The sequence below is a fragment of the Quadrisphaera sp. INWT6 genome (assembly GCF_015390235.1).
In the GTDB taxonomy this organism is placed as follows: Bacteria; Actinomycetota; Actinomycetes; order Actinomycetales; family Quadrisphaeraceae; genus Quadrisphaera.
On record NZ_VUOH01000002.1, the window covers coordinates 811,311 to 837,027 of the forward strand.

General features: G+C 74.9%; 23 protein-coding genes. 6 read left to right on the plus strand and 17 right to left on the minus strand.

What is annotated here, in order from left to right; translation table 11 throughout:
• Positions 1–101 precede the first annotated feature (101 nt).
• Positions 102–1,331, minus strand: a complete 1,230-nt coding sequence (locus tag F1641_RS08700) for a LacI family DNA-binding transcriptional regulator (RefSeq protein WP_219729519.1) — start codon at positions 1,329–1,331, stop codon at positions 102–104.
• Here F1641_RS08700 and F1641_RS08705 point away from each other — a divergent pair.
• The 4 genes from F1641_RS08705 (at position 1,330) to F1641_RS08720 (ending at position 6,317) form a co-directional block, all read left to right on the plus strand.
• Complete coding sequence (locus F1641_RS08705) at positions 1,330–1,710, plus strand: hypothetical protein (RefSeq protein ID WP_194904470.1); 381 nt, start codon at positions 1,330–1,332, stop codon at positions 1,708–1,710. The genes F1641_RS08700 and F1641_RS08705 overlap by 2 nt on opposite strands.
• 96 nt (positions 1,711–1,806) lie before the next feature.
• Positions 1,807–3,240 carry a DNA repair protein RadA gene (radA, locus tag F1641_RS08710; protein WP_309225489.1) on the plus strand — a complete coding sequence of 478 codons (1,434 nt, stop codon included), beginning with the start codon at positions 1,807–1,809 and terminating at the stop codon, positions 3,238–3,240.
• 94 nt (positions 3,241–3,334) lie between these two features.
• The gene (gene disA, locus F1641_RS08715; protein ID WP_309225490.1) at positions 3,335–4,426 is read left to right on the plus strand and encodes a DNA integrity scanning diadenylate cyclase DisA; all 1,092 of its coding nucleotides are present in this window, start codon (positions 3,335–3,337) and stop codon (positions 4,424–4,426) included.
• Positions 4,427–4,487: 61 nt separating this feature from the next.
• Entirely contained in the window at positions 4,488–6,317 is a 1,830-nt protein-coding gene (locus F1641_RS08720; RefSeq protein ID WP_206690786.1) for an alkaline phosphatase D family protein, read from the plus strand.
• An 88-nt stretch (positions 6,318–6,405) separates the two neighbouring features.
• Here the strand turns inward: F1641_RS08720 and mmsB are convergent, their stop codons facing one another.
• The 3 genes from mmsB to chvE all read right to left on the minus strand — a co-directional run bounded on the left by mmsB (position 6,406) and on the right by chvE (position 10,602).
• On the minus strand, positions 6,406–7,626 hold the full coding sequence (gene mmsB, locus F1641_RS08725; RefSeq protein WP_194904475.1) for a multiple monosaccharide ABC transporter permease: 1,221 nt from the start codon (positions 7,624–7,626) through the stop codon (positions 6,406–6,408).
• Entirely contained in the window at positions 7,623–9,266 is a 1,644-nt protein-coding gene (gene mmsA, locus F1641_RS08730; protein ID WP_194905049.1) for a multiple monosaccharide ABC transporter ATP-binding protein, read from the minus strand. Before mmsA ends, mmsB begins: the two co-directional genes overlap by 4 nt.
• A gap of 184 nt (positions 9,267–9,450) precedes the next feature.
• Positions 9,451–10,602, minus strand: coding sequence for a multiple monosaccharide ABC transporter substrate-binding protein (gene chvE / locus F1641_RS08735; protein WP_194904477.1), 1,152 nt, complete (start codon positions 10,600–10,602; stop codon positions 9,451–9,453).
• A gap of 339 nt (positions 10,603–10,941) precedes the next feature.
• On the opposite strand from chvE, the gene F1641_RS08740 reads away from it, so the two are divergent.
• Complete coding sequence (locus F1641_RS08740) at positions 10,942–11,871, plus strand: A/G-specific adenine glycosylase (protein WP_309225492.1); 930 nt, start codon at positions 10,942–10,944, stop codon at positions 11,869–11,871.
• Positions 11,872–11,875: 4 nt separating this feature from the next.
• On the opposite strand, the gene F1641_RS08745 is transcribed toward F1641_RS08740, so the two are convergent.
• The 7 genes from F1641_RS08745 to F1641_RS08775 all read right to left on the minus strand — a co-directional run bounded on the left by F1641_RS08745 (position 11,876) and on the right by F1641_RS08775 (position 19,270).
• Positions 11,876–12,412, minus strand: a complete 537-nt coding sequence (locus F1641_RS08745) for an amino-acid N-acetyltransferase (protein ID WP_194904478.1) — start codon at positions 12,410–12,412, stop codon at positions 11,876–11,878.
• Positions 12,413–12,517: 105 nt separating this feature from the next.
• Entirely contained in the window at positions 12,518–15,067 is a 2,550-nt protein-coding gene (locus F1641_RS08750) for an ATP-dependent Clp protease ATP-binding subunit (RefSeq protein WP_194904480.1), read from the minus strand.
• Between the two features lie 255 nt (positions 15,068–15,322).
• Positions 15,323–15,637 carry an Lsr2 family protein gene (locus tag F1641_RS08755; protein ID WP_194904481.1) on the minus strand — a complete coding sequence of 105 codons (315 nt, stop codon included), beginning with the start codon at positions 15,635–15,637 and terminating at the stop codon, positions 15,323–15,325.
• Positions 15,637–15,813: a hypothetical protein gene (locus tag F1641_RS08760; protein WP_194905145.1), complete on the minus strand. Its 177-nt coding sequence runs from the start codon at positions 15,811–15,813 to the stop codon at positions 15,637–15,639. Before F1641_RS08760 ends, F1641_RS08755 begins: the two co-directional genes overlap by 1 nt.
• A gap of 40 nt (positions 15,814–15,853) precedes the next feature.
• Complete coding sequence (gene lysS / locus F1641_RS08765; protein ID WP_194905053.1) at positions 15,854–17,353, minus strand: lysine--tRNA ligase; 1,500 nt, start codon at positions 17,351–17,353, stop codon at positions 15,854–15,856.
• Between the two features lie 52 nt (positions 17,354–17,405).
• Positions 17,406–18,284, minus strand: coding sequence for a pantoate--beta-alanine ligase (gene panC / locus F1641_RS08770; RefSeq protein WP_194904483.1), 879 nt, complete (start codon positions 18,282–18,284; stop codon positions 17,406–17,408).
• On the minus strand, positions 18,281–19,270 hold the full coding sequence (locus F1641_RS08775) for a DUF2520 domain-containing protein (RefSeq protein ID WP_309225494.1): 990 nt from the start codon (positions 19,268–19,270) through the stop codon (positions 18,281–18,283). Before F1641_RS08775 ends, panC begins: the two co-directional genes overlap by 4 nt.
• A 67-nt stretch (positions 19,271–19,337) precedes the next feature.
• Here F1641_RS08775 and F1641_RS08780 point away from each other — a divergent pair, with 67 nt between their 5' ends.
• On the plus strand, positions 19,338–20,084 hold the full coding sequence (locus tag F1641_RS08780; protein WP_194904484.1) for a methyltransferase domain-containing protein: 747 nt from the start codon (positions 19,338–19,340) through the stop codon (positions 20,082–20,084).
• Between the two features lie 10 nt (positions 20,085–20,094).
• On the opposite strand, the gene F1641_RS08785 is transcribed toward F1641_RS08780, so the two are convergent.
• The 6 genes from F1641_RS08785 to F1641_RS08810 all read right to left on the minus strand — a co-directional run bounded on the left by F1641_RS08785 (position 20,095) and on the right by F1641_RS08810 (position 25,660).
• A complete protein-coding gene (locus F1641_RS08785) occupies positions 20,095–21,558 on the minus strand; it encodes a PH domain-containing protein (RefSeq protein ID WP_194904486.1) in 1,464 nt (487 codons plus the stop codon).
• Positions 21,555–22,040: a PH domain-containing protein gene (locus F1641_RS23100; RefSeq protein WP_309225495.1), complete on the minus strand. Its 486-nt coding sequence runs from the start codon at positions 22,038–22,040 to the stop codon at positions 21,555–21,557. The genes F1641_RS08785 and F1641_RS23100 overlap by 4 nt, the downstream gene beginning before the upstream one ends.
• 131 nt (positions 22,041–22,171) lie before the next feature.
• Positions 22,172–22,858: a hypothetical protein gene (locus F1641_RS08795; RefSeq protein WP_194904489.1), complete on the minus strand. Its 687-nt coding sequence runs from the start codon at positions 22,856–22,858 to the stop codon at positions 22,172–22,174.
• 246 nt (positions 22,859–23,104) lie between these two features.
• Positions 23,105–24,070 (minus strand): ABC transporter substrate-binding protein, encoded by a 966-nt coding sequence (locus F1641_RS08800; protein ID WP_194905059.1) that lies wholly within the window; start codon positions 24,068–24,070, stop codon positions 23,105–23,107.
• A 146-nt stretch (positions 24,071–24,216) separates the two neighbouring features.
• Positions 24,217–24,969, minus strand: a complete 753-nt coding sequence (locus F1641_RS08805) for an ABC transporter permease (RefSeq protein WP_194904491.1) — start codon at positions 24,967–24,969, stop codon at positions 24,217–24,219.
• A gap of 13 nt (positions 24,970–24,982) precedes the next feature.
• Complete coding sequence (locus tag F1641_RS08810; protein WP_206690788.1) at positions 24,983–25,660, minus strand: ABC transporter permease; 678 nt, start codon at positions 25,658–25,660, stop codon at positions 24,983–24,985.
• Positions 25,661–25,717 lie beyond the last annotated feature (57 nt).

The following is a 25,717-nucleotide window of genomic DNA, read 5'->3' on the forward strand; positions in this document are numbered from 1 at the left end:
GAGGACACCGGCGGCCGCAGCCAGTGTGAGCGCTCACACGGAACGGGGTCAACCCGCCCCGCCCCCGATCAGCGGTCGGTCAGCCGTCGGTCAGCGCCCGGTCAGCGGCGCGGCGGCGGGCCCGTGCTGAGGCGCACCACGAGCGACGGCTCGACGCGCTGCACGTCGGGCTCCTCGCCGCGCAGCCGTGCGAGCAGCACGTCCAGGCAGCGGCGGCCCAGCGCGTCGAAGTCCTGGCGCACGGTCGTCAGCGGCGGGACCAGGTACGGCGCCTCCGGGACGTCGTCGAACCCCACCACGCTGACGTCGCCGGGCACCGCGAGGCCCCGCTGCCAGAGCGCGCCCAGGAGGCCGATGGCGGCCTGGTCGTTGCCCGTGAGGACGGCCGTCGCGCCGTCGTCGACCAGCTGCTGCGCGGCGCGGTGGCCCGACGAGGCGGACCAGTCGCCCGGCACCGGCTCGGGCACGCGCGCACCGGACTCCTCGAGCTCGGCGCGCCAGCCCGCCTCCCGCGAGCGCGCCTCCAGCCAGTCGCTGGGGCCGGTCAGGTGGTGCACCGTCTCGTGCCCCAGGTCGAGCAGGTGGCGCACGGCCAGGCGCGCCCCCCGCTCCTGGTCGACGCTCGCCGAGGGCAGCGCCCCGCCGACCGCGGCGTCCAGCGGGGCCTCGAGGGTCACCACGGGCACCGACGCCTCGAGCGCCTCGAGGGCGGCGACGGCGGCGTCGTCGGGGGCGATGACGACGAGGCCGTCGACGCCCAGGTCGCGCAGGTTGTCGACGGCGGCCCGCACCGCGGCGCGGTCGACGTCGGGCAGGAGCACCACGGAGGTGGCGTACCCGGCGGCCCGCGCCGCGGCCTCCAGGCCGTGCAGCGCGCTCGTGGGGCCGAACTCCGCGGTGCTGACGCCCACGACGCCCACCGTGCGGCTCGACCGGGTCACCAGGGCGCGCGCCGCCGTGTTGACGCGGTAGCCCAGGTCGGCGATGGCCGCCTCGACGCGCTCTCGGGTGTCGGAGCGCACGGCGTGGTGGCCGTTGACCACGCGCGAGACGGTCTGCAGCGACACCCCCGCGCGCGCGGCGACGTCGGCCATGACCGGCGGCCTCGCCGACTCGTGCACCGCCACCTCCGCGCGTCCGCCGCCGCGGGAGCGCGGCGGCCGCCCCGCCGGGGCTCGGAGCCCGATCGTAGGCGCGCCGGCGGCGCCGGCACGCCCCTCGCGGCGCGGTCCACCCGAGCGGCCCCGGGGCGCGGCGGCGCGCCCCGGCCCGGCGGGCGCCGAGCGTGGGGGCTGGCGCCGGGAGGCGCCGACGAGCACAGTGTGCGCCATGACCAGCACGTCGCCGCGCGCCACCGAGCGCCACAGCCCACCCGACCGCGGCCCCATCCGCAAGGTCGTGCTCAACCCCGCGTCCGTCGCCCTGTTCCTGCTCTTCCTGGGCGGCACGGTGCTCGCCACCGTCGTCCCGGCCACCATCGCGCCCCCCGGTGACATCGACGGCGCCACGCTCGACGCCGCCTGGCAGGCCTTCGGCATCTCCGTCGCGGGGCTGCTGATCATGGCCGTCGCGTCGGGCTTCCTGTACGCGCGCACCAAGGAGATCGCGATGCTCATCCTCGCGATCGCCCCGACCACGGCCGGCTTCGTCGGCGCCGTGGTGCTGCTCGCCATGCACGGCTTCGCCGCGGCGTACCCCGAGGCGCGCTGACGCCCTCGCACCGCCCGCTCGACGCCCCGTCCCGCCGCTGCGCCCTCCCGGCGCAGGTGGGGCGGGGCGTCGGTGCTCCCGCCTAGCGTCGTCCCCGTGAGCACCAGGTCCTCCTCCCGCGCCGCCCGCACCGAGCACCGGTGCACCGAGTGCGGGTGGTCCACCCCCCGGTGGGTCGGCCGCTGCGGGCAGTGCCAGGCCTGGGGCTCCCTCACCGAGGCGGCCGCGGGCGGGCCCGCCGCCACCGCGCACCGCTCCCTGGGCGTGCCGGCGCCCGCCGCTCCGCTGCGGCCGGCCCGCCGGGCCAGCGAGGTCGTCACCGGCGGCACCGTGCGCCGCACCCCCACGGGGCTGGCCGAGGTCGACAGGGTGGTCGGCGGGGGGCTCGTGCCGGGCCAGGTGCTGCTGCTCGCCGGGGAGCCCGGCGCCGGCAAGAGCACGCTGCTGCTGGCCGTCGCCGACGCCGTGGCCGCGGCGGCCGGTCCCGGCGCCGTCGTCCTCTACGTCTCCGCGGAGGAGTCCGTGGAGCAGATCGCCGTGCGCGCCCGACGGACCGGGGCGCGCTCCGAGGCGCTGCTGCTCGCCGACGACACCGACCTCGGCGCCGTCCTGGGCCACGTGGAGCAGCTGCGCACGTCGGGCGAGCACCTGGCGCTGCTGGTGGTCGACTCGGTCCAGACCGTCTCCTCGGCGGAGGTGGAGGGCCGTCCCGGCGGGGTGTCCCAGGTGATGGCGGTCGCCAGCGCCCTGACGCGCCTGGCCAAGGAGCGGAGCCTCCCGGTGTGCCTCGTCGGGCAGGTCACCAAGGAGACGACGGTGGCCGGGCCCCGCTCGCTGGAGCACCTCGTCGACACGACCCTCACCCTCGAGGGAGACCGGCACAGCACCCTGCGGCTCCTGCGGGCGGTCAAGAACCGCTACGGGCCGGCCGACGAGGTCGCCTGCTTCGAGCAGACCGACACGGGCCTGCGCGAGGTGCCCGACCCGAGCGCCCTGTTCCGCGGCACGCGCGACGCCCCCGTCCCCGGCACGTGCACCACGGTCACCGTCGAGGGGCGGCGCGCGCTGCTGGCCGAGGTGCAGGCCCTCGTCTCGCCGACGCAGGCGCCCGTGCCGCGCCGCGCCGTGTCCGGGCTCGACACGGCGCGCACGGCGATGCTCACGGCGGTCACCGAGCGGCACGCCGGCGTCAAGCTGCACCAGCAGGAGCTCTACGCCGCGACCGTCGGCGGGATGCGCATCAACGACCCGGGCGCCGACCTCGCCGTCTGCCTGTCCATCGCCTCCGCGGCGCGCCAGGTGCCGATGCCCGCCGACGTCGCCGCCGTCGGCGAGGTGACGCTCTCCGGCGACGTGCGCCCGGTGCCGGCGCTCGCCGCCCGCATCGCCGAGGCGGTGCGGCTCGGGCACACGCGCCTGCTGGTGCCCACCGGCACCGCCGAGCGGCTCGACGCGCGCACCCGCGCCGCGGCGCAGCTGGAGGAGGTCTCCTCCTTGAGCGAGGCCGCCGTCCGGGTGCTCCCGGCCTGACCGCGCGCCCCCGAGCTCCCCCAGGCACCCCCAGGCAGCCCCGGGCGCCACCCGCGGCCGGACCCACCCCCCGGGCCACCCCTAGACTCACCCCGTGCTGGACGAGCGCGAGGAAGAGGCCCTCCTGAGGGCCACGCTCGCCGTGGTGGCGCCCGGCACCGCCCTGCGCGACGGCCTGGAGCGCATCCTGCGGGGCCGCACCGGGGCCCTGGTGGTGCTCGGGTACGACGAGACGGTGGAGCACCTGGCCACCGGCGGCTTCGAGCTCGACGTCGACTTCTCCGCCACCCGCCTGCGCGAGCTGGCCAAGATGGACGGCGCCATCGTGTGCGACCGGGCCGTCACCCGCATCGTGCGCGCCGCGGTGCAGCTCGTCCCCGACCCGTCGATCGAGACCAGCGAGTCGGGCACCCGCCACCGCACCGCCGAGCGCACCGCCAAGCAGACCGGTCTGCCCGTGGTCTCCGTGAGCGCGTCGATGAACATCGTGGCGCTGTACGTGGGCTCCCGGCGGCACGTCGTCGAGGGGTCGGACTCGATCCTCGCCCGCGCCAACCAGGCGCTCGCCACGCTGGAGCGGTACCGCTCCCGCCTCGACGAGGTCACCGGCACCCTCTCGGCGCTGGAGATCGAGGACCTCGTCACCCTGCGCGACGTGGCCAGCGTGCTGCAGCGCCTGGAGATGGTGCGCCGGATCTCCGAGGAGATCTCCGGGTACGTGGTCGAGCTCGGGGCCGACGGCCGCCTGCTGTCCCTGCAGCTCGACGAGCTGGTCAGCGGCATCGGGGGCGACCGCGAGCTCGTGGTGCGCGACTACCTCACCGCGGAGACGACGAGCCGCACCGGGCGCACCGTCGCCGCCGTCCTGCAGGACCTGTCCGCCCTCACCGACTCGCGCCTGGTCGACCTGGAGGCGCTGGCCCGGGTGCTGGGCCTGCTCATCGACGGCGACACGCTCGACTCGCCCGCCTCCCCGCGCGGGTACCGGCTGCTCAGCAAGGTGCCGCGCCTGCCCACCGTCGTCGTCGACCGGCTGGTCACGCACTACGACGGGCTGCAGAAGCTGCTGGCGGCCAGCACCGACGACCTCATGACCGTCGGCGGCGTCGGTGAGCACCGCGCCCGCGCCGTGCGCGAGGGCCTCTCGCGCCTGGCCGAGTCGAGCATCCTCGAGCGCTACGTCTGACCTTCGGGGGCCGGGGCCCCTGCGGGAGGTGCCCGGCGCCGCGGGGGCGCAGGATGGCCCCGTGATCGCCGACCGGACCGACGACCGGACCGCCGACCAGGACGTCCGGGAGGGGCCCGAGCTGCTGCTCGGGCCGGTGCTGCGCCACGTCGCCGCGACCAGCGCCACCCTGTGGGTGGAGACCAGCGCGCCGTGCGCGGTGCGGGTCGAGGTGGGCGGCGGCGTGCTGGACGCGCCGGTCGCGGCGTCCACGGACACGTGGGGCGTCCACGGGCACCACTACGCGATCCTCGTCGTGCGCGGCCTGCCGGAGGCCGCCGAGCTGCCCTACGAGGTCTGGCTCGACACCGAGGGCTCGCAGCGGCGGGTGTGGCCGCCGTCGGCCGAGCGGTCCCCGGAGCTGGCGGCCTACCCCCCGTCGCTGGTGCGGACCGCCCACGACGACGGCCGCCTGCGCCTGGCCTTCGGCTCGTGCCGCCGCTCGGAGCCGCTGGACGCCGAGGGCGTGGCCCAGGTGGGACCCGACGCCCTGGTCGAGCTGGCCAACCGGATCGCCTTCGGCGCGCCGGACCCCGACAGCGGGCGGGCCGGGGCACCGGCGCCCCACCGCCCCGACGTGCTGCTCATGCTCGGCGACCAGCTCTACGCCGACGAGCCCTCCCGGGCCGTCTGCGAGCGGCTGGAGAGCGCCCGCCGCGACCCCGACGTCGCCGAGCACCCCGAGGTGGCGCAGGAGATCTGCACCTTCGAGGAGTACACCTGGCTCTACACCGAGAGCTGGAGCCAGCCGCCGGTGCGCTGGCTGCTCTCGACGGTCCCGACCTGCATGCTCCTCGACGACCACGACCTGCGCGACGACTGGAACACGTCGCTGGCCTGGCGCGAGGAGATGCGCCGCAAGCCGTGGTTCGACGACCGGGTGCGGGGCGCCCTGGGCAGCTACTGGGTCTACCAGCACCTGGGCAACCTCTCCCCCGAGGCCCTCGAGGCCGAGGAGCTGCTGGCGGCCATCCAGGCCGCTGACGACGACGACACGCGGACGAAGCTGCTGGACGTCCACGCGGAGCGCGCCGACAACGAGCCGGACAGCGCCCGCTGGAGCTACGTACGGGACTTCGGCGACACCCGCGGCGGGTCCGGGGGCACCGGGCACCGCGTGCGGCTGGTGGCCGTCGACTGCCGCTGCTCGCGCAGGCTGCAGCCCGACGACCGCGCCATCCTCGACGAGGCCGAGTGGGCCTGGGTGCAGCAGCAGGCGCTGGGCTCCCCCGACGACGGTCCGGTGGAGCACCTGCTGCTGGCTAGCACCCTGCCGGTGCTGATGGTCCCGGCGTTCTCCGACGTCGAGGGCTGGAACGAGGCCGTCGTCGCCGGGCGGTGGGGGCGGCGCCTGTCCGGGGTGGGCGAGAAGATCCGGCAGGCGGTCGACCTGGAGCACTGGGCGGCGTTCGGGACGTCCCTGGACGACCTGCTGCGCCTGCTGGCCCGCGTGGCCTCCGGGCCGGAGCCGCCGGCCAGCATCCTGCTGCTCTCGGGCGACGTGCACTGCAGCTACACCGCGCGGGCCGAGCTCGACGGGGTGGTCGGCAGCCGCACCGCGGTGCACCAGCTGGTGATGTCGCCCTTCCGCAACCCCCTCAAGCCGGCGCTGCGGGTGGCCAACCGCCTGGCCGGCGTCCGGCCGGTGCGGGCGGCGGCGGCGCTGCTGGCCCGGACAGCGGGCGTGCGGCGGCCCCCGGCGCGCTGGGAGGTCGAGGAGGGCCCGTGGTTCGAGAACGGGGTGATGACGGTGGTGGTCGACGGCGCCACCGCGCGCCTCGAGGTCGACCACGTCCGGGCCACCCGCGACGGGTCCTGGGAGCGTCGCACGCTGCACCGCGACCTCACCTGAGCCCCCGCCCGCCCACCCGCCCCGCACGGCGACGTCCGCCCGCCCCCGGTGACCGGGGGCGGGCGGACGTCGTGGTGGAGGCGGAGCGTCAGCGGGTGCCGGAGCGCCGCTTGTTGTAGACGTCGAAGGCGACGGCCAGCAGCAGCACCATGCCGCGGATGATGAACTGCCACTCCTGGCCGAGACCGAGGATGATCATGCCGTTGTTGATGACGGCGACCAGCAGGCCACCGACCATGGCGCCGACGATCGTGCCGACGCCGCCGGTGACCGCAGCACCGCCGATGAAGGCAGCGGCGATGGCGTCGAGCTCGGCGCCGGTGCCGGCGGCCGGCTGGGCGCCGTTGGTGTACGCCGAGAAGATGACGCCGGCGATGCCCGCCAGGAAGCCCATGTTGACGAAGATCCAGAAGTTGACCTTCCGGACGTTCACGCCCGAGAGCATCGCGGCGGACAGGTTGCCGCCGATGGCGTAGACCTGGCGGCCGAAGACCGTCGACTTGGTGATCACCGCGTACGCGAGGATCAGCACGGCGAGCAGGATCAGCACGATCGGCAGGCCGCGGGCGGTGGCGAGCTGGTAGGCGAACCACATGACGACGGCCGCGACGATGACGATCTTCAGGAGCAGGACCGGCAGCGCCTCGACCGTCTGCTGGTACTTCACCCGGGCCCGACGGGTGCGGAGCTGCTGCACCACGAAGCCGACCACGGCGAGCGCGCCGATGAGCAGCGTGAAGGCGTCGTACCCGTAGCCGCCCATGAGGCCGTTGAGGTAGCCGGTGGCGATCTTGGAGTACGCCGGCGGGAAGCCCGACAGGGAGATGTTCTCCAGGACGAGGTAGTCCAGGCCGCGGAAGAGCAGCATGCCCGCCAGCGTCACGATGAAGGCCGGGACGCCCACGTAGGCCACCCAGAAGCCCTGCCAGGCGCCGATGACGATCCCGACGGCCAGGGCCGCGAGCGCCGCGACCCACCACGGCTGCTCGTAGGTGATGGCGAGGCGGGCCGCCACGGCGCCGACCACCGCCAGCACCGAGCCGACGGACAGGTCGATGTGCCCGGCGACGATGACGATCAGCATGCCGATCGCCAGGACCAGCACGTAGGCGTACTGCGTGACGATGGTCGAGACGTTGGCCGCGGCCAGGCTCCGGCCGTCGGTGAGCACCGCGAACAGCGCCACCACCAGCACGAAGGCGATGTAGATGCCGCTCTGGCGCAGGTTGGCCGTGAGGGCGACCAGGGGGTTGGCGCTCCCGGTCTTGGGCTCGGGCGCCTTGGCGGGCGCGGTGGTGCTCGTGCTCATGCGAGGTCCTCGGGCTTCTGGCTGGAGATGGGCGAGCGAGACTGCTCGGACTGCTGGGGCGCGCCGGGGACGGCGGGGGCCTCGCTCGAGGTGCCCACCGTGACGCCACCGGAGGCGCCCGAGCGCGCGGTGACGCGCTCGAGGGTCATGAGCTCCATGAGGCGCTCGGGGGTGGCCTCGCCGATGGGGACGTCACCGGTGATCCGGCCCTGCGACAGCGTGTAGACGCGGTCGCAGATGCCGAGCAGCTCGGGCAGCTCGGAGGAGATGACGATGACGGCCTTGCCGGCGGCGACCAGCTTGTTGATGATCACGTAGATCTCGTACTTGGCGCCCACGTCGATGCCGCGCGTCGGCTCGTCCAGGATGAGGACGTCGGGGTCCGTGAAGATCCACTTCGACAGGACGACCTTCTGCTGGTTGCCGCCCGAGAGCTTGCCGGTCACGGACATCACGGTCGGCGCCTTGATGTTCATGTCCTTGCGCGAGCGCTCGGCGACGGCGATCTCCTCGTTGGAGTTCACCAGCCCGCCGCCGCCGGCGAGCTTCTCGAGCGCCGCCGCCGAGACGTTGCGCTTGATGTCGTCGATGAGGTTGAGGCCGTACTTCTTGCGGTCCTCGGTGGCGTAGGCCAGGCCGTGCTTGATCGCCTCGCGGACGTTCCTCGCCTGGATCTCCTGGCCGCGCTTGTACAGGCGCCCACCGCGGTAGCGGCCGTAGGAGCGTCCGAAGATGCTCATGGCCAGCTCGGTCCGGCCGGCCCCCATCAGGCCGGCGATGCCGATGACCTCGCCGGCGCGCACGGAGAGGCTGGCGCCCTCGACCACGTTGCGGTCCTGCGTGGGGTGGCCGACCGTCCAGTCCTCCACGCGCAGCACCTCCTCGCCGGGGTGGCTCTCGCGCTCGGGGTAGCGGCTCTCGAGGTCGCGGCCGACCATGCCGCGGATGATGCGGTCCTGCGTGACCTCGCCGGCGGCGATGTCGAGGGTCTCGATGGTGCGGCCGTCGCGGATGATCGTCGTCGACTGGGCGATCGAGATGATCTCGTTCAGCTTGTGGCTGATGATGATGCAGGTGATGCCCTCGGCCTGCAGCTGGCGCAGCAGCCCCAGCAGGTGCTCGGAGTCGTTGTCGTTCAGCGCGGCGGTGGGCTCGTCGAGGATGAGCAGCTTCACGTCCTTGGTGAGCGCCTTGGCGATCTCGACCAGCTGCTGCTTGCCCACGCCCAGCTGACCGACCGGCGTGGTGGGGTTCTCCTTCAGGCCGACGCGGCGCAGCAGCTTGCCAGCCTCGCCGTTCGCGCGGTTCCAGTCGATGAGACCGCCGCGGCCCTTGACCTCGTTGCCCAGGAAGATGTTCTCCGCGATGGACAGGTAGGGCACCAGCGCGAGCTCCTGGTGGATGATCACGATGCCGGCGTGCTCGGACTCGTTGATGTTCGCGAACCGGGCCACCTGGCCCTCGAAGACGATGTCGCCGTCGTACGTGCCGTGCGGGTAGACGCCCGAGAGCACCTTCATCAGCGTCGACTTGCCGGCGCCGTTCTCGCCGCAGATGGCGTGCACCTCGCCGCGACGCACCTTGATGGTCACGTCGGAGAGGGCCTTGACGCCCGGGAACGTCTTGGTGATGGAGCGCATCTCCAGGATGTCGTCCGGGCCCGTCTGCGGCCGCCCGCCGCCCGGGGTGCTGCTGGTCGCTGTCACTGTGCCGCCCGCCTGGTCGTCTGTGGTGCTTGCTTCACGCATGGGCCCACCCTCGCGACTGCCGGCCGCCCCGCACCCCGAGCAGGGGTGCGGAACGGCCGGCAGCGTGGGGACGTGGTTACTTCTGGCCCTTGTCGACCTGCTCCTGCGTGTAGTAGCCGGAGTCGATCAGCACGGACTTGATGTTGTCCTTGGTGACGACCGTCGACTCGAGGAGGTACGACGGCACGACCTTGTTGCCGTTGTTGTAGTCGGTCGTGTTGTTCGCCTCCGGCTCCTTGCCGGACAGGTAGTCACCGGTGACCTTGATGGCCTCGTCGGCGAGCTTGCGCGTGTCCTTGAAGATCGTGGAGTACTGCTGGCCGTCGTTGATGAGCTTGACGTTGTCGATGTCGGCGTCCTGGCCGGTCACGATCGGGAACGCCTTGCCGCCGGAGCCGTAGCCGTCGTTCGCCAGCGCGGTGATGATGCCGCGGCTGATGATGTCGGCCGGGGCCAGCACGCCGTTCAGCGTGACGCCGGAGTCCGAAGACGTCAGCAGCGTCTCCATGCGCTTCTGCGCGACGTCGGTCTTCCACTGCTGGGTGGCGATCTGCGAGATGTCCGTCTGGCCGGACGGGATCTTGATGACGCCCTTGTCGATGTAGGGCTTCAGCGTGTCCATCGCGCCGTTGTAGAAGAACGTCGCGTTGTTGTCGTCCAGCGAGCCGGCGAAGAGCTCGACGTTGAACGGGCCGGTGGCGGAGGCGTTCTCCGAGCCGTCGGCGTTGAGGATGCCCAGGCCGGTGAGCAGGGACTGGCCCTGCTGGACGCCGACCTTGTAGTTGTCGAACGAGACGTAGAAGTCGACGTTCTCGGTGCCGCGGATCAGGCGGTCGTAGGAGATAATCTTGATGCCGGCGGCGGCGGCGTCGGCGAGCTGGCTGCTCAGCGCGGTGCCGTCGATCGAGGCGATGATGAGGACCTTGTCCCCGTTGTTGATCATCGTGGAGATCTGCGACGCCTGGGTGGGGATGTCGTCGTTGGCGTACTGCAGGTCGACCTTGTAGCCCAGGCCCTCGAGGCCGGCCTTTACGTTGTTGCCGTCGTCGATCCAGCGCTGCGAGGTCTGGGTGGGCATGGCGACGCCGACCGTGACGTCGCCCGCGGCGACGCTGGTCGCGCTCCCGTCACCACCGGCAGGGGTGGAGCCGGCGCCGCCACCACCGCAGGCGGACAGGCCCAGGGCCAGTGCTGCTCCGACGGACACGATCGCGAAACGCTTGTTCACAGAGGTACCTCTCCTGCTGAGCGGCCCGGCCGGGCTCCAGCGCCCGGACCGTGGCCACCGCACCGCGGGGTCCCCCAGGTGCGGCGGCTGGAGGCCCGGGCCGTCGGCGTCTTTGCTCCACCTGACCCGGTCCTCCTGTGCGGGGTCGATTGTGAACGTTCTCAACCACGTCCGGTCAAGCCCTCTCGGCCACCGGTGTGGTCACGATCCGGTCACGCGACTCCCCCCGGCCCTGACCTGGGACGACGTGGTGACCGCCGTCACCCCGTCGCGCTGCCGGCGGGCGGCCGGGGGACCCCGGGGAGACACTCACCGACCCCTCGTGGGTGAGGATGGGTCGTGCCCGACGCTCCCGAGCTCCTCGCTCCCGGCAGCGGCACGGCGGCCGAGCTGCGCACCCGGGTCCTCGGCTGGTACGCCGCGAGCGCCCGCGACCTGCCCTGGCGGCGCCCGGGGCGGCCCGACGACGTCGCCTGGCCGGTGCTCGTCAGCGAGGTGATGCTCCAGCAGACGCCGGTCGCCCGCGTGGAGCCGGTGTGGCGGGCCTGGCTGGAGCGCTGGCCCACCCCGGCGGCACTGGCCGCCGAGCCCGCAGGAGAGGCCGTGAGGGCCTGGGGTCGGCTGGGCTACCCCCGGCGCGCCCTGCGCCTGCACGCGGCCGCCACGGCCGTCGTGGAGCGCCACGGCGGGCGGGTGCCGTCCGACCCGGTGGCCCTGCGGGCGCTCCCCGGCGTCGGCGAGTACACCGCCGCCGCCGTGGGGGCGTTCGCCTTCGGCGCGCGGGTGGCCGTGGTCGACACCAACGTCCGCCGGGTGCTCGCCCGCGCCGTCCAGGGGCTCGCGCAGCCGGCCCCGGCCCTCACGGCCGCGGAGACGGCGCTGGCGCGCGCCGTCCTGCCCGAGGCTCCCGCCGACGACCCGCTGCTGCCCCCGCGGTGGTCGGTGGCCGTCATGGAGCTCGGGGCGCTGGTCTGCACCGCCCGCGCGCCGCGCTGCGGGGCGTGCCCGGTGCTCGACCTGTGCGCCTGGCAGCGCGCGGGCGCCCCGCCCGACGAGGGGCCGGCGCGCCGGGGCCAGGCGTGGCACGGCACCGACCGCCAGGTGCGCGGCCGCCTGCTCGCGCTGCTGCGCGAGGCCCCCGGGGCGCTGGACGCCGCGGCGCTGGCCGCCGCCTGGGACGACGACGCCCAGCGGAGCCGGTGCCTGGCCTCGCTGGTCGAGGACGGCCTCGTCGTCCCCGCCGACGGCGGCTGGTCGCTCCCCGCCTGACCCGTCAGGCCAGGTGCAGGAGCATCCGGGTGTTGCCGAGGGTGTTGGGCTTCACGCGCGCGAGGTCGAGGAACTCCGCCACGCCGTCGTCGTGCGAGCGCAGCAGCTCGGCGTAGACCTCGGGCTCCACCGGGGTGCCCTCGATCTCCTCGAAGCCGAGGCGGGCGAAGAACGGCACCTCGAAGGTCAGGCAGAACACCCGGGAGATGCTCGCGGTGCGGGCGTCGTCGAGCAGGGCCCTGACGATGGCGGAGCCGACGCCGAGGCCGCGGGCGCCGTCGTCGACGGCGAGGGTCCGCACCTCGGCGAGGTCCTCCCACATGACGTGGAGGGCCCCGCAGCCGACGACCTCGCCGTCGAGCTCGGCCACGCGCATCTCCGGGACGCTCTCGTAGCTGGCGACGGGGTGCTTGGACACGAGCACCCCCCGGGCCGCCAGGGGCTCGGTGAGCCGGCGCACGGCGCGCACGTCGCTCGCGCGGGCTCGCCGCACCACCACGCGCCCGCGGGCGGCGGCGGCGGAGGGGGTGCCGGGGTCCACGGGTCCATCGTGCCCGACGGGCCCGGAGGCGCGAGGAGCCCCCAGCCGGTGCGGCTGGGGGCTCCTCGTCGGTGCCGACCGCCCTCGCGGGCGGTCAGGGGTGCGTCAGGACGCGTCGTCCGCCGTCAGGCTGGGCGGGCTCGACGGGGGCACCGCACCGGCGCTCGAGGCGGCGCCGACGGCGGCCACCTCGGGGAGCTCGGTCTTGCGGGTGCCCTTGAAGGTGAAGCGCGCGGTGGCGCCCTCGCCCTCGACGTCGGTCAGGACGATCTCGCCGGCCGTCAGCTCGCCGTAGAGGATCTTCTCGCTCAGCGCGTCCTCGATCTCGCGCTGGATGGTGCGGCGCAGGGGGCGCGCACCGAGCACGGGGTCGTAGCCGCGGGCGGCGAGGAGGTCCTTGGCGGGCTGCGTGAGCTCGAGGCCCATGTCGCGGTCCTTCATGCGCTGGTCGACCTTCGCCACCATGAGGTCGACGATCTGGATGATCTCGTCCTTGGTGAGCTGCGGGAAGACCACCACGTCGTCGACGCGGTTGAGGAACTCGGGGCGGAAGTGCGTCTTGAGCTCCTCGTTGACCTTGATCTTCATGCGGTCGTACGAGGTGGACAGGTCGCCGCCGGCCTGGAAGCCCATCTGCTGGCCCTTGGCGATGTCCCTCGTGCCGAGGTTCGTCGTCATGATGATCACGGTGTTCTTGAAGTCGACCGTGCGGCCCTGGGAGTCGGTGAGCCGGCCGTCCTCGAGGATCTGCAGCAGCGAGTTGAAGATGTCGGCGTGGGCCTTCTCCACCTCGTCGAACAGGACCACCGAGAACGGGCGCCGCCGCACCTTCTCCGTGAGCTGGCCGCCCTCCTCGTACCCGACGTAGCCGGGGGGCGAGCCGAACAGCCGCGACACGGTGTGCTTCTCGGAGAACTCGCTCATGTCGAGCTGGATGAGCGCGTCCTCCTCGCCGAAGAGGAACTCGGCCAGGGCCTTGGCCAGCTCGGTCTTGCCGACGCCGGTGGGGCCGGCGAAGATGAACGAGCCGCCGGGGCGCTTGGGGTCCTTCAGCCCGGCGCGGGTGCGCCGGATCGCCTGGGACAGCGCCTTGATGGCGTCGTTCTGGCCGATGACGCGCTTGTGGAGCTCGGCCTCCATGTTGAGCAGGCGGCTGGACTCCTCCTCGGTCAGGCGGACCAGCGGGATGCCGGTGGCCGTGGCGAGGACCTCGGCGATCAGCTCCTCGTCGACCTCGGCGACCACGTCCATGTCGCCGGCCTTCCACTGCTTCTCGCGCTCGGCCTTGGCCGCGAGCAGCTTCTTCTCGGAGTCGCGCAGCGAGGCGGCCTTCTCGAAGTCCTGCGCGTCGATCGCGCTCTCCTTCTCGCGGCGCACGTCGGCGATCTTCTCGTCGAACTCGCGCAGGTCCGGCGGAGCCGTCATGCGGCGGATGCGCAAGCGCGCGCCCGCCTCGTCGATGAGGTCGATCGCCTTGTCCGGCAGGTACCGGTCGTTCACGTACCGGTCGGCCAGGGTGGCGGCGGCCACGAGGGCGCCGTCGGTGATGGACACCCGGTGGTGCGCCTCGTACCGGTCGCGCAGGCCCTTGAGGATCTCGATGGCGTGGGCCAGGTTCGGCTCGGCCACGAGGATCGGCTGGAAGCGGCGCTCGAGCGCCGGGTCCTTCTCGATGTGCTTGCGGTACTCGTCGAGCGTGGTGGCGCCGATGGTCTGGAGCTCACCGCGGGCCAGCATCGGCTTGAGGATGCTGGCGGCGTCGATCGCGCCCTCGGCCGCGCCCGCACCGACGAGGGTGTGGATCTCGTCGATGAACAGGATGATGTCGCCGCGGGTGCGGATCTCCTTGAGCACCTTCTTGAGGCGCTCCTCGAAGTCACCGCGGTAGCGGCTGCCGGCCACGAGCGCGCCGAGGTCGAGGGTGTAGAGCTGCTTGTCCTTCAGCGTCTCGGGCACCTCGCCGCGGACGACGGACTGCGCCAGGCCCTCGACGACGGCGGTCTTGCCGACGCCGGGCTCGCCGATGAGGACGGGGTTGTTCTTGGTGCGGCGGGAGAGCACCTGCATGACGCGCTCCACCTCCTTGCCGCGACCGATCACCGGGTCGAGCTTGCCCTCGCGGGCGGCCTGGGTGAGGTTGCGGCCGAACTGGTCGAGCACGAGGGAGCCCGACGGGGTGCCCTCCTGGGGGCCGCCGGCGGTGGCGGGCTCCTTGCCCTGGTAGCCGCTCAGCAGCTGCAGCACCTGCTGGCGGACGCGGTTGAGGTCGGCGCCCAGCTTCACGAGCACCTGGGCGGCGACGCCCTCGCCCTCGCGGATGAGCCCCAGCAGGATGTGCTCGGTGCCGATGTAGTTGTGGCCGAGCTGCAGCGCCTCGCGCAGGGACAGCTCGAGCACCTTCTTGGCGCGCGGGGTGAAGGGGATGTGGCCGGACGGGGCCTGCTGGCCCTGGCCGATGATCTCCTGGACCTGCTCGCGCACGGAGTCGAGGGAGATGCCGAGGGACTCCATCGCCTTGGCGGCGACGCCCTCGCCCTCGTGGATCAGGCCGAGCAGGATGTGCTCGGTCCCGATGTAGTTGTGGTTGAGCATCCTGGCCTCTTCCTGAGCCAGGACGACGACGCGGCGGGCGCGGTCGGTGAACCTCTCGAACATGCTGCGCTCCTCGCGAGCGTGGGCGGTGCGGACGAGGGCCTGGCCACCAGCTGCTGCCGGCGGGGGACCTGCCTCACTGACCCTGACGATGCTATCCCCGGGGCCCGACGACGGGGGTGCGCTCGTGCACCCCCGGACGACCGGTCCGGGCGGGGAGGTCGGGGTGGCCTCCCGTCACGATGAGCAACGCTGCCTGGTCAGGGAGGTGTTCCGCCCGCGGACGCTCCGGCTGTTCGCTGGTGGCGGACGAGCCGCTCAGGAGCCGGTGGCCGCCCGGTAGGCGCCCACGACGGCAGCCGGGACCCTGCCCCGCTCGTTGACCGTGTGGCCGTTCCGCCGCGCCCAGGCCCGCACCGCGGCCTGGTCCACCCCGCCGGCGGAGCCCCGCGGGGCCGGCTGGCGGCGCCGCGCGCGCCCCACCCACGGGGCCAGGTCGCCGCGCAGCTGCGCGGCGCGGGCGTCGGACAGGTCGATCTCGTAGTCGACCCCGTCGAGGGAGAACTGCACCGTCTGGTCCGCGGCGCCGCCGTCGACGTCGTCGACCAGCACCACCTGGAGCTTCTGGGCCATCAGGCGCCGGCGCCGCGCTCGCCGGAGGCCCTCGCCGCGCGCTCCGCCTCGGCCCTGTCGAGGGCCGCCATCGCCTCGCGCTCGTTGCGGTCGGCGCGCAGGACGGCGCGCATCACGAACCAGAACAGCAGCGCCACGCCGATCGGGGGCGTGAGCGCGGCGACGACGGCCATCACGGGTCGAACGGTACGCCAGGTCGCTGGGGGTCGGCCGGGCTCAGGCCTCGGGCTTGACCAGCGGGAAGAGGATGGTCTCGCGGATCCCGAGGCCGGTGAGGGCCATGAGCAGCCTGTCGATGCCCATGCCCACGCCGCCGGCCGGCGGCATGCCGACCTCCATCGCGCGCAGGAAGTCCTCGTCGACGGGCATGGCCTCGTCGTCGCCGGCGGCGCCGAGGCGCGCCTGGGCCTCCAGCCGCTCGCGCTGGACCACCGGGTCGTTCAGCTCGGAGTAGCCCGTGGCCAGCTCGAAGCCGCGCACGTAGAGGTCCCACTTCTCCACCACGCCGTCGACCGAGCGGTGCGACTTGGTGAGCGGGGAGGTCTCGAGCGGGAAGTCGCGCACGAAGGTCGGGGCCACGAGGTGGTCGCCCACGAGGTGCTCCCACAGCTCCTCGACCAGCTTGCCGGCGCTGGCGGTCGGCTTGACGCCGAGCCCGAGCCGCTCGGCGTGGCCCACCAGGTCGGCGCGGGGCGTGGCCGGGGTGACCTCGGTGCCGAGGGCCTCCGACAGCGACGGGTACATGGACAGCGAGGTCCACTCCCCCGACAGGTCGTACTCGGAGCCGTCGGCCAGGACCGCTACCTCGGCGCCCTCGGCGCAGCCCAGCGCGTCGCGCGCAGCGGCCTGGACGAGCCCCCGCGTGCGGGCGGCCATCACGTCGTAGTCGGCGTAGGCCTCGTAGAACTCCAGCATCGCGAACTCCGGCGAGTGCGAGGAGTCGGCGCCCTCGTTGCGGAAGTTGCGGTTGATCTCGAAGGCGCGGTCGAGGCCCCCGACCACGGCGCGCTTGAGGAACAGCTCCGGCGCGATGCGCAGGTACAGCTCGATGTCGAAGGCGTTGGAGTGCGTGGCGAACGGCCGGGCGGCCGCCCCGCCGTGCAGCGTCTGGAGCATCGGCGTCTCGAGCTCGAGGTAGCCGAGCGCGTCGAAGGAGGTCCGCAGCGACCTGACGACGGCGGCGCGGGTGCGGACCACCGCGCGGGCCTCGGGCCTGACGATGAGGTCGACGTAGCGCTGGCGCACCCGCGTCTCCTCGCTGGTCTCCTTGTGGAGCACCGGCAGCGGCCGCAGCGACTTGGTGGCCATCTGCCAGGCGCTGGCGAGCACGGACAGCTCGTCGCGCTTGGACTGGATGACGCGCCCGGTGGCCGAGACGATGTCGCCCAGGTCGACGTCGGCCTTCCACGCCGCGAGCGCGTCGGCGCCGACCTCGGCGAGGGAGAGCATCACCTGCAGGCGGGTGCCGTCGCCGTCCTGCAGCGTGGCGAACGCCAGCTTGCCGGTGACCCGCTGGAAGACGACCCGCCCGGCGACGGAGACGACGTCGTCGGTCTCCTCCCCGGCGGCCAGGCCGGCGTGCCGCTCGCGGACCTCCGCCAGCGACGCGGTGCGCGGCACCGAGACGGGGTAGGGGTCGGTGCCGCCGTCGAGGAGGCGGGCGCGCTTGTCGCGGCGGACCCGCAGCTGCTCGGGCAGGTCGTCGACGGGAGGCACCTCGGTCACGAGCAGGCAGGTTAGTCGAGGTCGGCCGGCGCCCGGGCGCGCCTCAGCGCCGGGCGCCGACCACCACGGGCAGGTTGTCGATCAGACGGGTCGGCCCCACGTGCGCCGCGACGGCCAGGGTGGCCGGCCCGCGGAAGTGCTCGGGCACGTCGGCGAGGGACTCCGGGTCGACCAGGGCGAGGTAGTCGACGCGCGCCAGGGGCTCGCGCTGCAGCACGTCGCGGGCGGCCCGGCGGACGGCGCTGGCGCCCTCGGGGGCGGCGGCCCCCCCGGCGCGCAGGGCCCGCGACAGCACCAGGGCCACCTCGCGGTCGAGCGGGGAGAGGTGGGCGTTGCGGCTCGACAGCGCCAGCCCGTCGGGGTCGCGCTCGGTGGGCACGGCCACCACCTCCACGCCCAGGTCGAGGTCGCGCACCATGCGGCGCACGAGCAGCAGCTGCTGGGCGTCCTTCTGGCCGAAGAGCGCCACGTCGGGGCGGACCAGGTGCATCAGCTTGGCCACCACGGTGAGCACGCCGTCGAAGTGCCCCGGGCGCGAGGCCCCCTCCAGCACCTCGCCCAGCGCGCCGGCGGTGACCCGCACGCCCGGGTCGCCGTCGGGGTAGACGACGTCGGGCGAGGGGGCGAAGACCAGGTCGGCCGCGGGGCCGCCGCCGGCGCCCGAGAGCAGCTCGAGGTCGGCGTCGAGGGTGCGCGGGTAGCGGGCCAGGTCGGCGCCGGCGGTGAACTGCAGCGGGTTGAGGAAGATCGTGACGACGACGCTCGCGGCGCGGCGGCGGGCCTCGGCCACGAGCGCGGCGTGGCCGGCGTGCAGGGCGCCCATGGTCATGACCACGGCGACGGGCCCGGGCAGCTCGGCGCGGGCGGCGGCGAGGTCGGCGCGGGTGCGCACCAGCCGGGGGGCGCTGGGGGTGGTGCTCACGCGGTGTCTCCGGTCTCGGGGCGGTCGGTGCCCGGCGGGCCGGGCTCGGGGGTGGTGGCGCCGTCGGCCAGGGCGGCGTCGACGGCGTCCGCGGCCGCCGCGCCCAGGCGCCCCTGGGCGCGCGCCCGCCGGGCGGTGGCCCGGGCCAGGGCGAGGTGGGCGGCGGGCAGGTCGTCGCCGACGGCGCCGTCGGCGGCCGCCGCGGACAGCACCGCGCGGTGAGCGGCCAGCGTCCCGGCGTCGCCGCGGGCGACCGGCCCGGTGAGGGCGTCGTCGCCGGCGCGCAGGGCGCTGTCGAGGGCGGCGTGCAGCAGCGGCCCGAGCACCCTGCCGGTCTGCTCCAGGCCCGCGGCGCGCAGCGCCTCCGCGGCCTGCGCGACCAGGGTGACCAGGTGGTTGCTGCCGTGCGAGAGGGCCGCGTGGTACAGCGCGCGGTCGGCCTCGGCGACGACGACGGGCTCGGCCCCCACCTCCACCACCAGCGCCTGGGCCACGGGCAGCACCGGCGCGGCGGCGGTGACGCCGATGACCGCGTCGCGCACGCGCAGCAGGTCGAGGCTCGTGCCGGTGAAGGTCATCGCGGGGTGCAGCGCCAGGGGGATCGCGCCCGCGGCGCGCGCCGGCTCCAGCACAGCCGTGCCGTGGCGCCCGCTCGCGTGCACCACCAGCTGGCCCGCCTGCCAGCGCCCCGTGGCGGCCAGGCCGGCGACGAGGTCGGGCAGCACGTCGTCGGGGACGGCGAGCAGCACCAGCTCGGCGCGCTCCACGACGTCGGGCACCGGCAGCACCGGCACCCCCGGCAGCAGGGTCGCGGCGCGCTCCAGGCTCGCCTCCGACACCGCCGACACCCCGACCACCGCGTGCCCCGCGGCCCGCAGGGCGGCGCCCAGCACGGCTCCCACGCGACCGGCGCCGACCACGCCGACGCCCAGGCGCCCGGGCGCGGGGCGGCGCGGCGGGTGGGCGCTCGCGGGCTCGTCCAGCACCCCGGGAGCCTACGGGCCGGTCCGGACGGCCCCGGGCGGCAGCGGGGCCCTGGGTAGCGTGGACCGGGTGGGACGCCATGAGCGGGTGGCCGAGCTGGCCCAGCTGGACGCCGAGGGCCTCGTCGTCGCCGACGTGGGCTGCGGCAGCGGCCGCACGGTGCGGGCGCTGCTCGCGGCCGGGGCCGGCGGGGGGTGCGCCCCGGCGGTGGTGCACGCGCTCGACCACGTCTCGGCCCTCGACGACGACCTCCTCGCCGACCCGCGCGTGCGCAGCCGCATCGCCGACCTCGACTCACCGCTGCCCTGGGGCGACGGCGAGCTCGACAGGGTGGTCTCCCTCAACGCCGCGGAGCACCTCACCGACCCGGTGGCGCACCTGGCCGAAGTGCACCGGGTGCTGCGCCCCGGGGGGCTGTGCGTGCTGGCCCACTCCGACTGGGACACGGCCCTGTTCACGTCCACCGACGACGTGCTCACCCGCCAGCTGGTCGACGGCTTCACCGCCGCCAACCCCGGCCCGGGCCCCTCGGACGGCTTCATGGGCCGCAAGCTGCTGGCCCTCGCCGCCACCGGCGCCGAGCGCGGCGCGCCCTGGGAGGTGGTGACCGCGACGTCGTGGGCCGACCCCCACCGGCGCTTCGACGACGGGTCGCTCGCCTGGAAGGTGGCCACCGGCGTCCTGGCCGCCGCCCAGCACGACCCGGCGCTCCTCGCGCGCGCGGCCGGCTGGATGGAGGAGCTGCGCGCGCTGGCCGCCGCGGGGCAGTTCCTGTTCGCGGTGACGGACGTCGCCGTCGTCCTGCGCCGGGCCTGACCCCGGCCCCTCAGAGGACCGGCGGGACCGGCTGCTCCATCCAGCGCTCCGGACCGGCGGCGGCGCGGGCCGCGCGGGCGCGGGCGGCCTGCTCCTCCAGCAGCGCCGTGGCGTCGGGGAGGGCGAGGTGCTCGGCGCGGGGGCTGACCGGCCCGGACGTGGAGTGCAGCGCCAGGCTGGCCAGGCCGAGCCGCCGCTGCAGCGGTCCCTGGGCGACCAGCAGCGACTGGGTGCGCTCGTGCGGCACCACGTCGAGCTCGCGGCGCAGCCGGCCCCGGCGCACGAGCAGGGCGCCGTCGGTGACGAGGGCGCCGCGGCGGCGCCAGGAGACCGGGTCGACCCAGCGGGCGGACCGGGGGGCCACCAGCCAGCCGCCCTCGGGCGAGGTGCCGCTGAGCCCGGTGGCCAGGCCGGCGGGCCCCTGCGAGGCGGCGAGGTCGGCCTCGAGGGCGGGCAGCACCAGCGACAGCACCGCCGAGGCCTCGGCGGCGCTGGCCACCGGCAGCAGCGTGGAGGCGCTCTGCGCCTCGTTCCCCTCCCCGGCGAACCCCGCCACGTTGACCTGCACCCGCCACCAGCCGAACAGCCGCCACAGCAGCGGCTGCGAGAGGCGGACGGCCTGCACGCGGCCCGGCGGCACGGTCTGCGTGCGGCTCTCCAGCAGCCCCGAGCGCAGGCGCAGGCCGTCGGGCGAGGCGGCCACGCGCCAGTTGGCCCCCTTCGACAGCGCCGTCCACAGGCCGCCGAGGAGCCCCACCAGGGGCGCCGCGGCCCCGAAGAGCACGCCCACCTCGCGGGTCACCACCACGGAGACGACGACGCCGGCGAGCACCACCAGCAGCGCGACCATCGCCCCCGAGAGCGCCACCGAGGCCGCCACGCGCCCGAAGGGCACCTCCACCAGCTGCTCCTCGGGAGCCTCGGGGGCTGCGTCGCCCTCGAAGGCGAGCCCCGCCGAGCGGGCGAGGAGCAGGTTGCGCAGGCGCTGCGCGTCGGCCTCCCTCAGGTACGCCAGCTTGACCTGCGACCCCGCTCCTCCCGCAACCTCCACCCTCAGCTCGGCGAACCCCAGCAGCCGCGCCACCAGCGGCTGCACCACGTCGACCGCCTGCAGCCTGTCGAGGCGCGCCACCCGCTGCCGCTTGGCGACCACCCCGCTGTTCAGGCGCACCGCCTCGTCGTCGACGGTGAACCGCGTCGCCCGCCACGACAGCGCCGACAGGGCGACGGCCACCACGACGCACCCCACCAGGGCCGCCGCCGCGATGACGATCTCCAGGTGCCCCGGCAGGTCCTGCCCGCTGGCGGCGCTGCGCCCGCGCTCCTGGCCGTAGAGCACGAGCAGCACCACCAGCACCCGCCAGCTCCGGAGCACCGGCGTCACCGGGTGCAGCCGCTCCCACCGGGGCTCCCCCGGCAGCGCGGCCCCCTGCGGCGGAGGTGCCGGTGCCTGGGCGACGGGCCCGTCGCTCACAGGCCCGCCAGCCGCGACTCGCCGCGGCGCGAGAGGCGGTCGCGCAGGCGCGACGCCTCCTCCGGGACCAGCCCGGGGATCGTGGCGTCGGTGCTGGCCGAGGCGGTGTGCAGCTGGACGGTCGCGATGCCCAGCCAGCGCTCGAGGGGCCCCGCGGAGACGTCGACGTACTGCATCCGCCCGTAGGGCACCACCGACAGCGACCGGAAGAGGATCCCGCGGCGCACCAGCAGGTCGTCCTCCCGCTCGGCGTAGCCGATGGCGCGCACCTGCCGGCCCGCGAGCCACAGCTGCCAGGCGAGCAGCGCCACCCAGGCCGCTGCGCCGAGGAGCCACCAGGCCGAGGGCAGCAGCACGGCCGCACCGGCGCCCAGCACCCCCAGGACGAGCACCCCGACCCCGCTGACGATCCTGCGCGCGGTGACGAGCCGGCCCGAGACGGGGGTCCAGCGCACGTCGGGGAGGTCGAACGGGCTGTCCACGGCCTCAGCGTCCTCCTGTCGCGGACGGGCGCCAGGCGGCACCCCCTCGGGCGGGTGCGCGGGAGGACCGTCCGTGGTCCTCCGCGCGCTGCACCGCCCGGCGGTCGGGCCTCCCGCCGGTGACCCCCGGGTCAGGCGGCCGGGGCCGCCACGCGCAGCGAGCCCGTGTCCGGGCCGGTGCCCGCGGCCCACAGCCGGTTGAGCTGCGCGATCTCGGCGGCGCGCTGCTGCGGGGCCACCAGGGAGGCCTCGGCGGCCTCCACCTGCACGACGACGTCGGCGGCGTCGGCGCCGAGGCGGAGCACGACCTCCGAGCGGGCGGGCTCCACGACCTCGACGGGCTCGGACGCGCCGCGCGGCGCGGGGATCGCCAGCACGACGGCCTCGGCGGTCTCCGCCGCGACGGCCCGAGCGCGGGTCTCGGCGCCGGCGACGGGCACGAGCGACAGCGCGCGGAACGCGGCCGGGGAGGGCTCGGCCGGGTCGACGGCCGAGTCGAGGCGCACGACGACGGCGTCGCGGCTGTCGGTGGCGCTCTCGGCGGAGGGCCAGACCTGCTCGAGGCCGGCGACGTGGCGGCCGCGGGTGCGGCCGTTCCTGCGGGCCGAGCGGCGCGCGCGGACCTCGCGGAGCGTGAGCGGCACGCCGGCGGCGGCGAGCCCGGCGATGCCCAGGCCGGGGTTCTGGGCGGAGGCGGCGACGGCGGCGACGACGCAGCCGGCGAGAGCACCCACGGGGACCGTGGTGGCGGTGATGAGGCTGCGCGCGGCCCAGGTCAGGGGGGCGGTGGCGGCGCGGTGGCGGGCGGAGGAGGCCATGCGTGAAACATAGGGCGCACGCGTCCCGGTGGGCTCACGACACGCCGTGTGCAACTTCTTTCTCATGAGTCACATCCGCCACGCGGTCGGGCGTGGCGCCCGATTCGGTCACGCAGCGTCGCCCCCTGGGGCTCGGTCGCGCGCCGCAGGTGGTGGCGGCGGCCGGGCTCCTCGCCCTCAGGACGGCGGAGGGCCGCCCCGCACCACGAGGACTGGTGCGGGGCGGCCCTGCGCCCGGAGGGCGGGTCAGCCCTGGATGAGGCCCTTGTCCTGCAGGTACGCCTTCGCGACGTCCTCGGGGAGCTGGCGCTCGCCGTCGACCTGGCCGTTCAGCGCGGTGAGGTCAGCGGTGGTGAGCACGCTCGCCAGCTTGTTCAGCGCCTCGGCGATCTTCGGGTCGCTGGCGGAGGCGGTGTTCACGGCCGGGACGAGGTTGTCGGCCAGCTGGAGCTTCTTGTCGTCCTGCAGCACCACGAGGCCGAACTGGCCGAGGGTGCCGTCGGTGGAGCCGACCAGGCCCAGCTGGGCCTGGCCGCTCTGCACGGCCTGCTTGGTGGCCGGGGAGCCGTAGCCCAGGGGCAGGAGCGAGCCGACCTGGATGCTGTAGGTGTTCTCCAGGCCCGGCTGGCAGAAGGGCCGCTGCGGGCACTCCTCCGTGGCCGCCAGGGTGACGGGCTGGCCGAGGGCGCCCAGGTCGGACAGCGTCTTCAGGTTGTTCTGCGTGGCGTAGTCCTGCGTCACGGCGAAGGCGTTCTGGCTGGCGGCCTCGGCCGGGTCGAGCAGGGTGACGCCCTGGGCCTCGGCGAGGGGCTGCGCGGCGGCGACCGTGGCGGCGGCGTCGTTGGTGGCGATGAGAGCCGCCTCCTTGCCGTTGGCCTGCTGGTTCAGGTACTCCGCGAGCGTGGCGGCGTACTCGGGCACGACGTCGATGCCGCCGGAGGCGAGCTCGCCGAAGTAGACCTCGCGGTTGTCCACGGCCTTGATCTCGGTGGTGAAGCCGGCGTCCTGCAGGAGCAGCGCGTACATGTTCTCCATGACGGCGGCCTCGGTGAAGTTCGGGCCGCCGACCACGACGGTCTCGCCCGAGCCGCTGGAGGTGGCCGCGGAGGAGGCCTCCGTGCCACCGGACTCGACGTCCTGCGCGGCGCAGGAGCTGAGGGCCAGGACGGCGCTGGCGAGGCCGGCCATCAGGAGGGAGGTGCGGGTGCGCATCACGAGGTGACCGCCTTCTGTGTCCCGCGGCCGGGTGGGGCCGCGCGTGTCGGGCGGGCGTCTCGTTCTCGACCCCCGCGGCCCGCGTCGCGTGCGGGTCACCGCATGCAACCCCACGCAGGCCCCTCGTGCGCGACCGGAGGCGGTCACGATGTCGTAACGGACGCCTCCCGGTCCCCCGCGGCGCGGTCGCCGCGGAGCGCCGACGAGCGGCGCTCGGCGCTGCGGCGGGCCCTCGCCACCGGGTCGGCGCGCCGGCCCACGGCGGCCAGCCCGTACTCCACGACCAGGGCGAACGCCGCGATGAGCAGCGTCCCGGCCAGCGCGGCGGTGAGGTCGATGCCGGCGCTGCCGGTGGCGCGCGTGATGATCCGCCCGAGCCCGCCGAAGGCGAACAGCGCCGCGATGGAGACGGTCGCGACCACCTGGACGGCCGACTGGCGCACCCCGTTCATGATGAGCGGCGTCGCGAGCGGCAGCTCCACCTTGCGGAGCACCTCGCCGCCCGACATCCCCATCCCCCGGGCCGCGTCGACGGCGCCGCGGTCGACCTCGCGCAGCCCCGTGTAGGCGTTGGTGAGCACCGGCGGGACGGCGAAGAGCGTCAGGCAGAGCACGAGCGTCCACCAGGTGCGCCCGAAGCCGGGCACCAGCAGCAGGATGCCCAGGAGCGCGAGCACGGGGACGGCGCGCCCGGCGTTGGAGACCTGCTGCGCGAGCACGCCACCGCGCCCGGTGTGCCCCAGCCAGACCCCGACGGGCAGGCCCACCAGGCAGGCCAGGCCCAGCGCGGCGGCCGAGTAGCCGAGGTGCTGCACGAACAGCGCGGGCACGCCGGTGTCGCCGCGCCAGTTGGCGGGGTCGGCGAACCACCCCGGGATGTCGGTGAGCCAGTCCATCAGGAGCGTCCCCTCACGAGCGCCGCCACGGCGTGGCCAGGCGCTGCGCGCCCAGCAGGAGCAGGTCGAAGGCGACCGCCAGCACCACGCACAGCACCGACGCCGTCAGCACCTGGGCGTTGAAGTTGGCCTGGTAGCCGGAGGTGATGAGGTTGCCGAGCCCCCCGTAGCCGATGATCGCGCCGACCGTGGCGAGCGCCACGGTCGAGACCGCCGCCACGCGCAGGCCCGCCATCGCCGAGGGCAGGGCCAGCGGCGCCTCCACGCGCCACAGGGTGCGCCAGGGCGACAGGCCCATGCCGGTGGCCGCGTCGCGCACCTCCGGGTCGACGCCGTCGAGGCCCACCAGGATGTTGCGGACCAGGATCGTCAGCGAGTACAGCGCCAGCGCGATGACCACCGTGGTCGCCGAGAGGCCCACGAACGGCAGCAGCAGGATGAACATGGCCAGCGACGGGATCGTGTAGAGCACCGTGGTCACCCCGAGGGTGAGGCCGCGCGCCCGGCGGACCCGGTGGGCCAGCACCGCCAGGGGGACGGCGAGCAGCGCTCCCACCGCGAGGGACACCAGCACCAGGTACAGGTGCTGGCCGAGCGCCTCCAGCAGCACCGAGGAGCGGGTCTCCACGTAGAGCGGGCAGATCCAGTCGTTGCGCACCAGGCAGTTCTCGGGGATGGTCGCTGCGTGCACAGCGTCGACTCCCACCGCGACGGCTCCGCTGGTCAGCACCAGGGGGACGCTACCCGC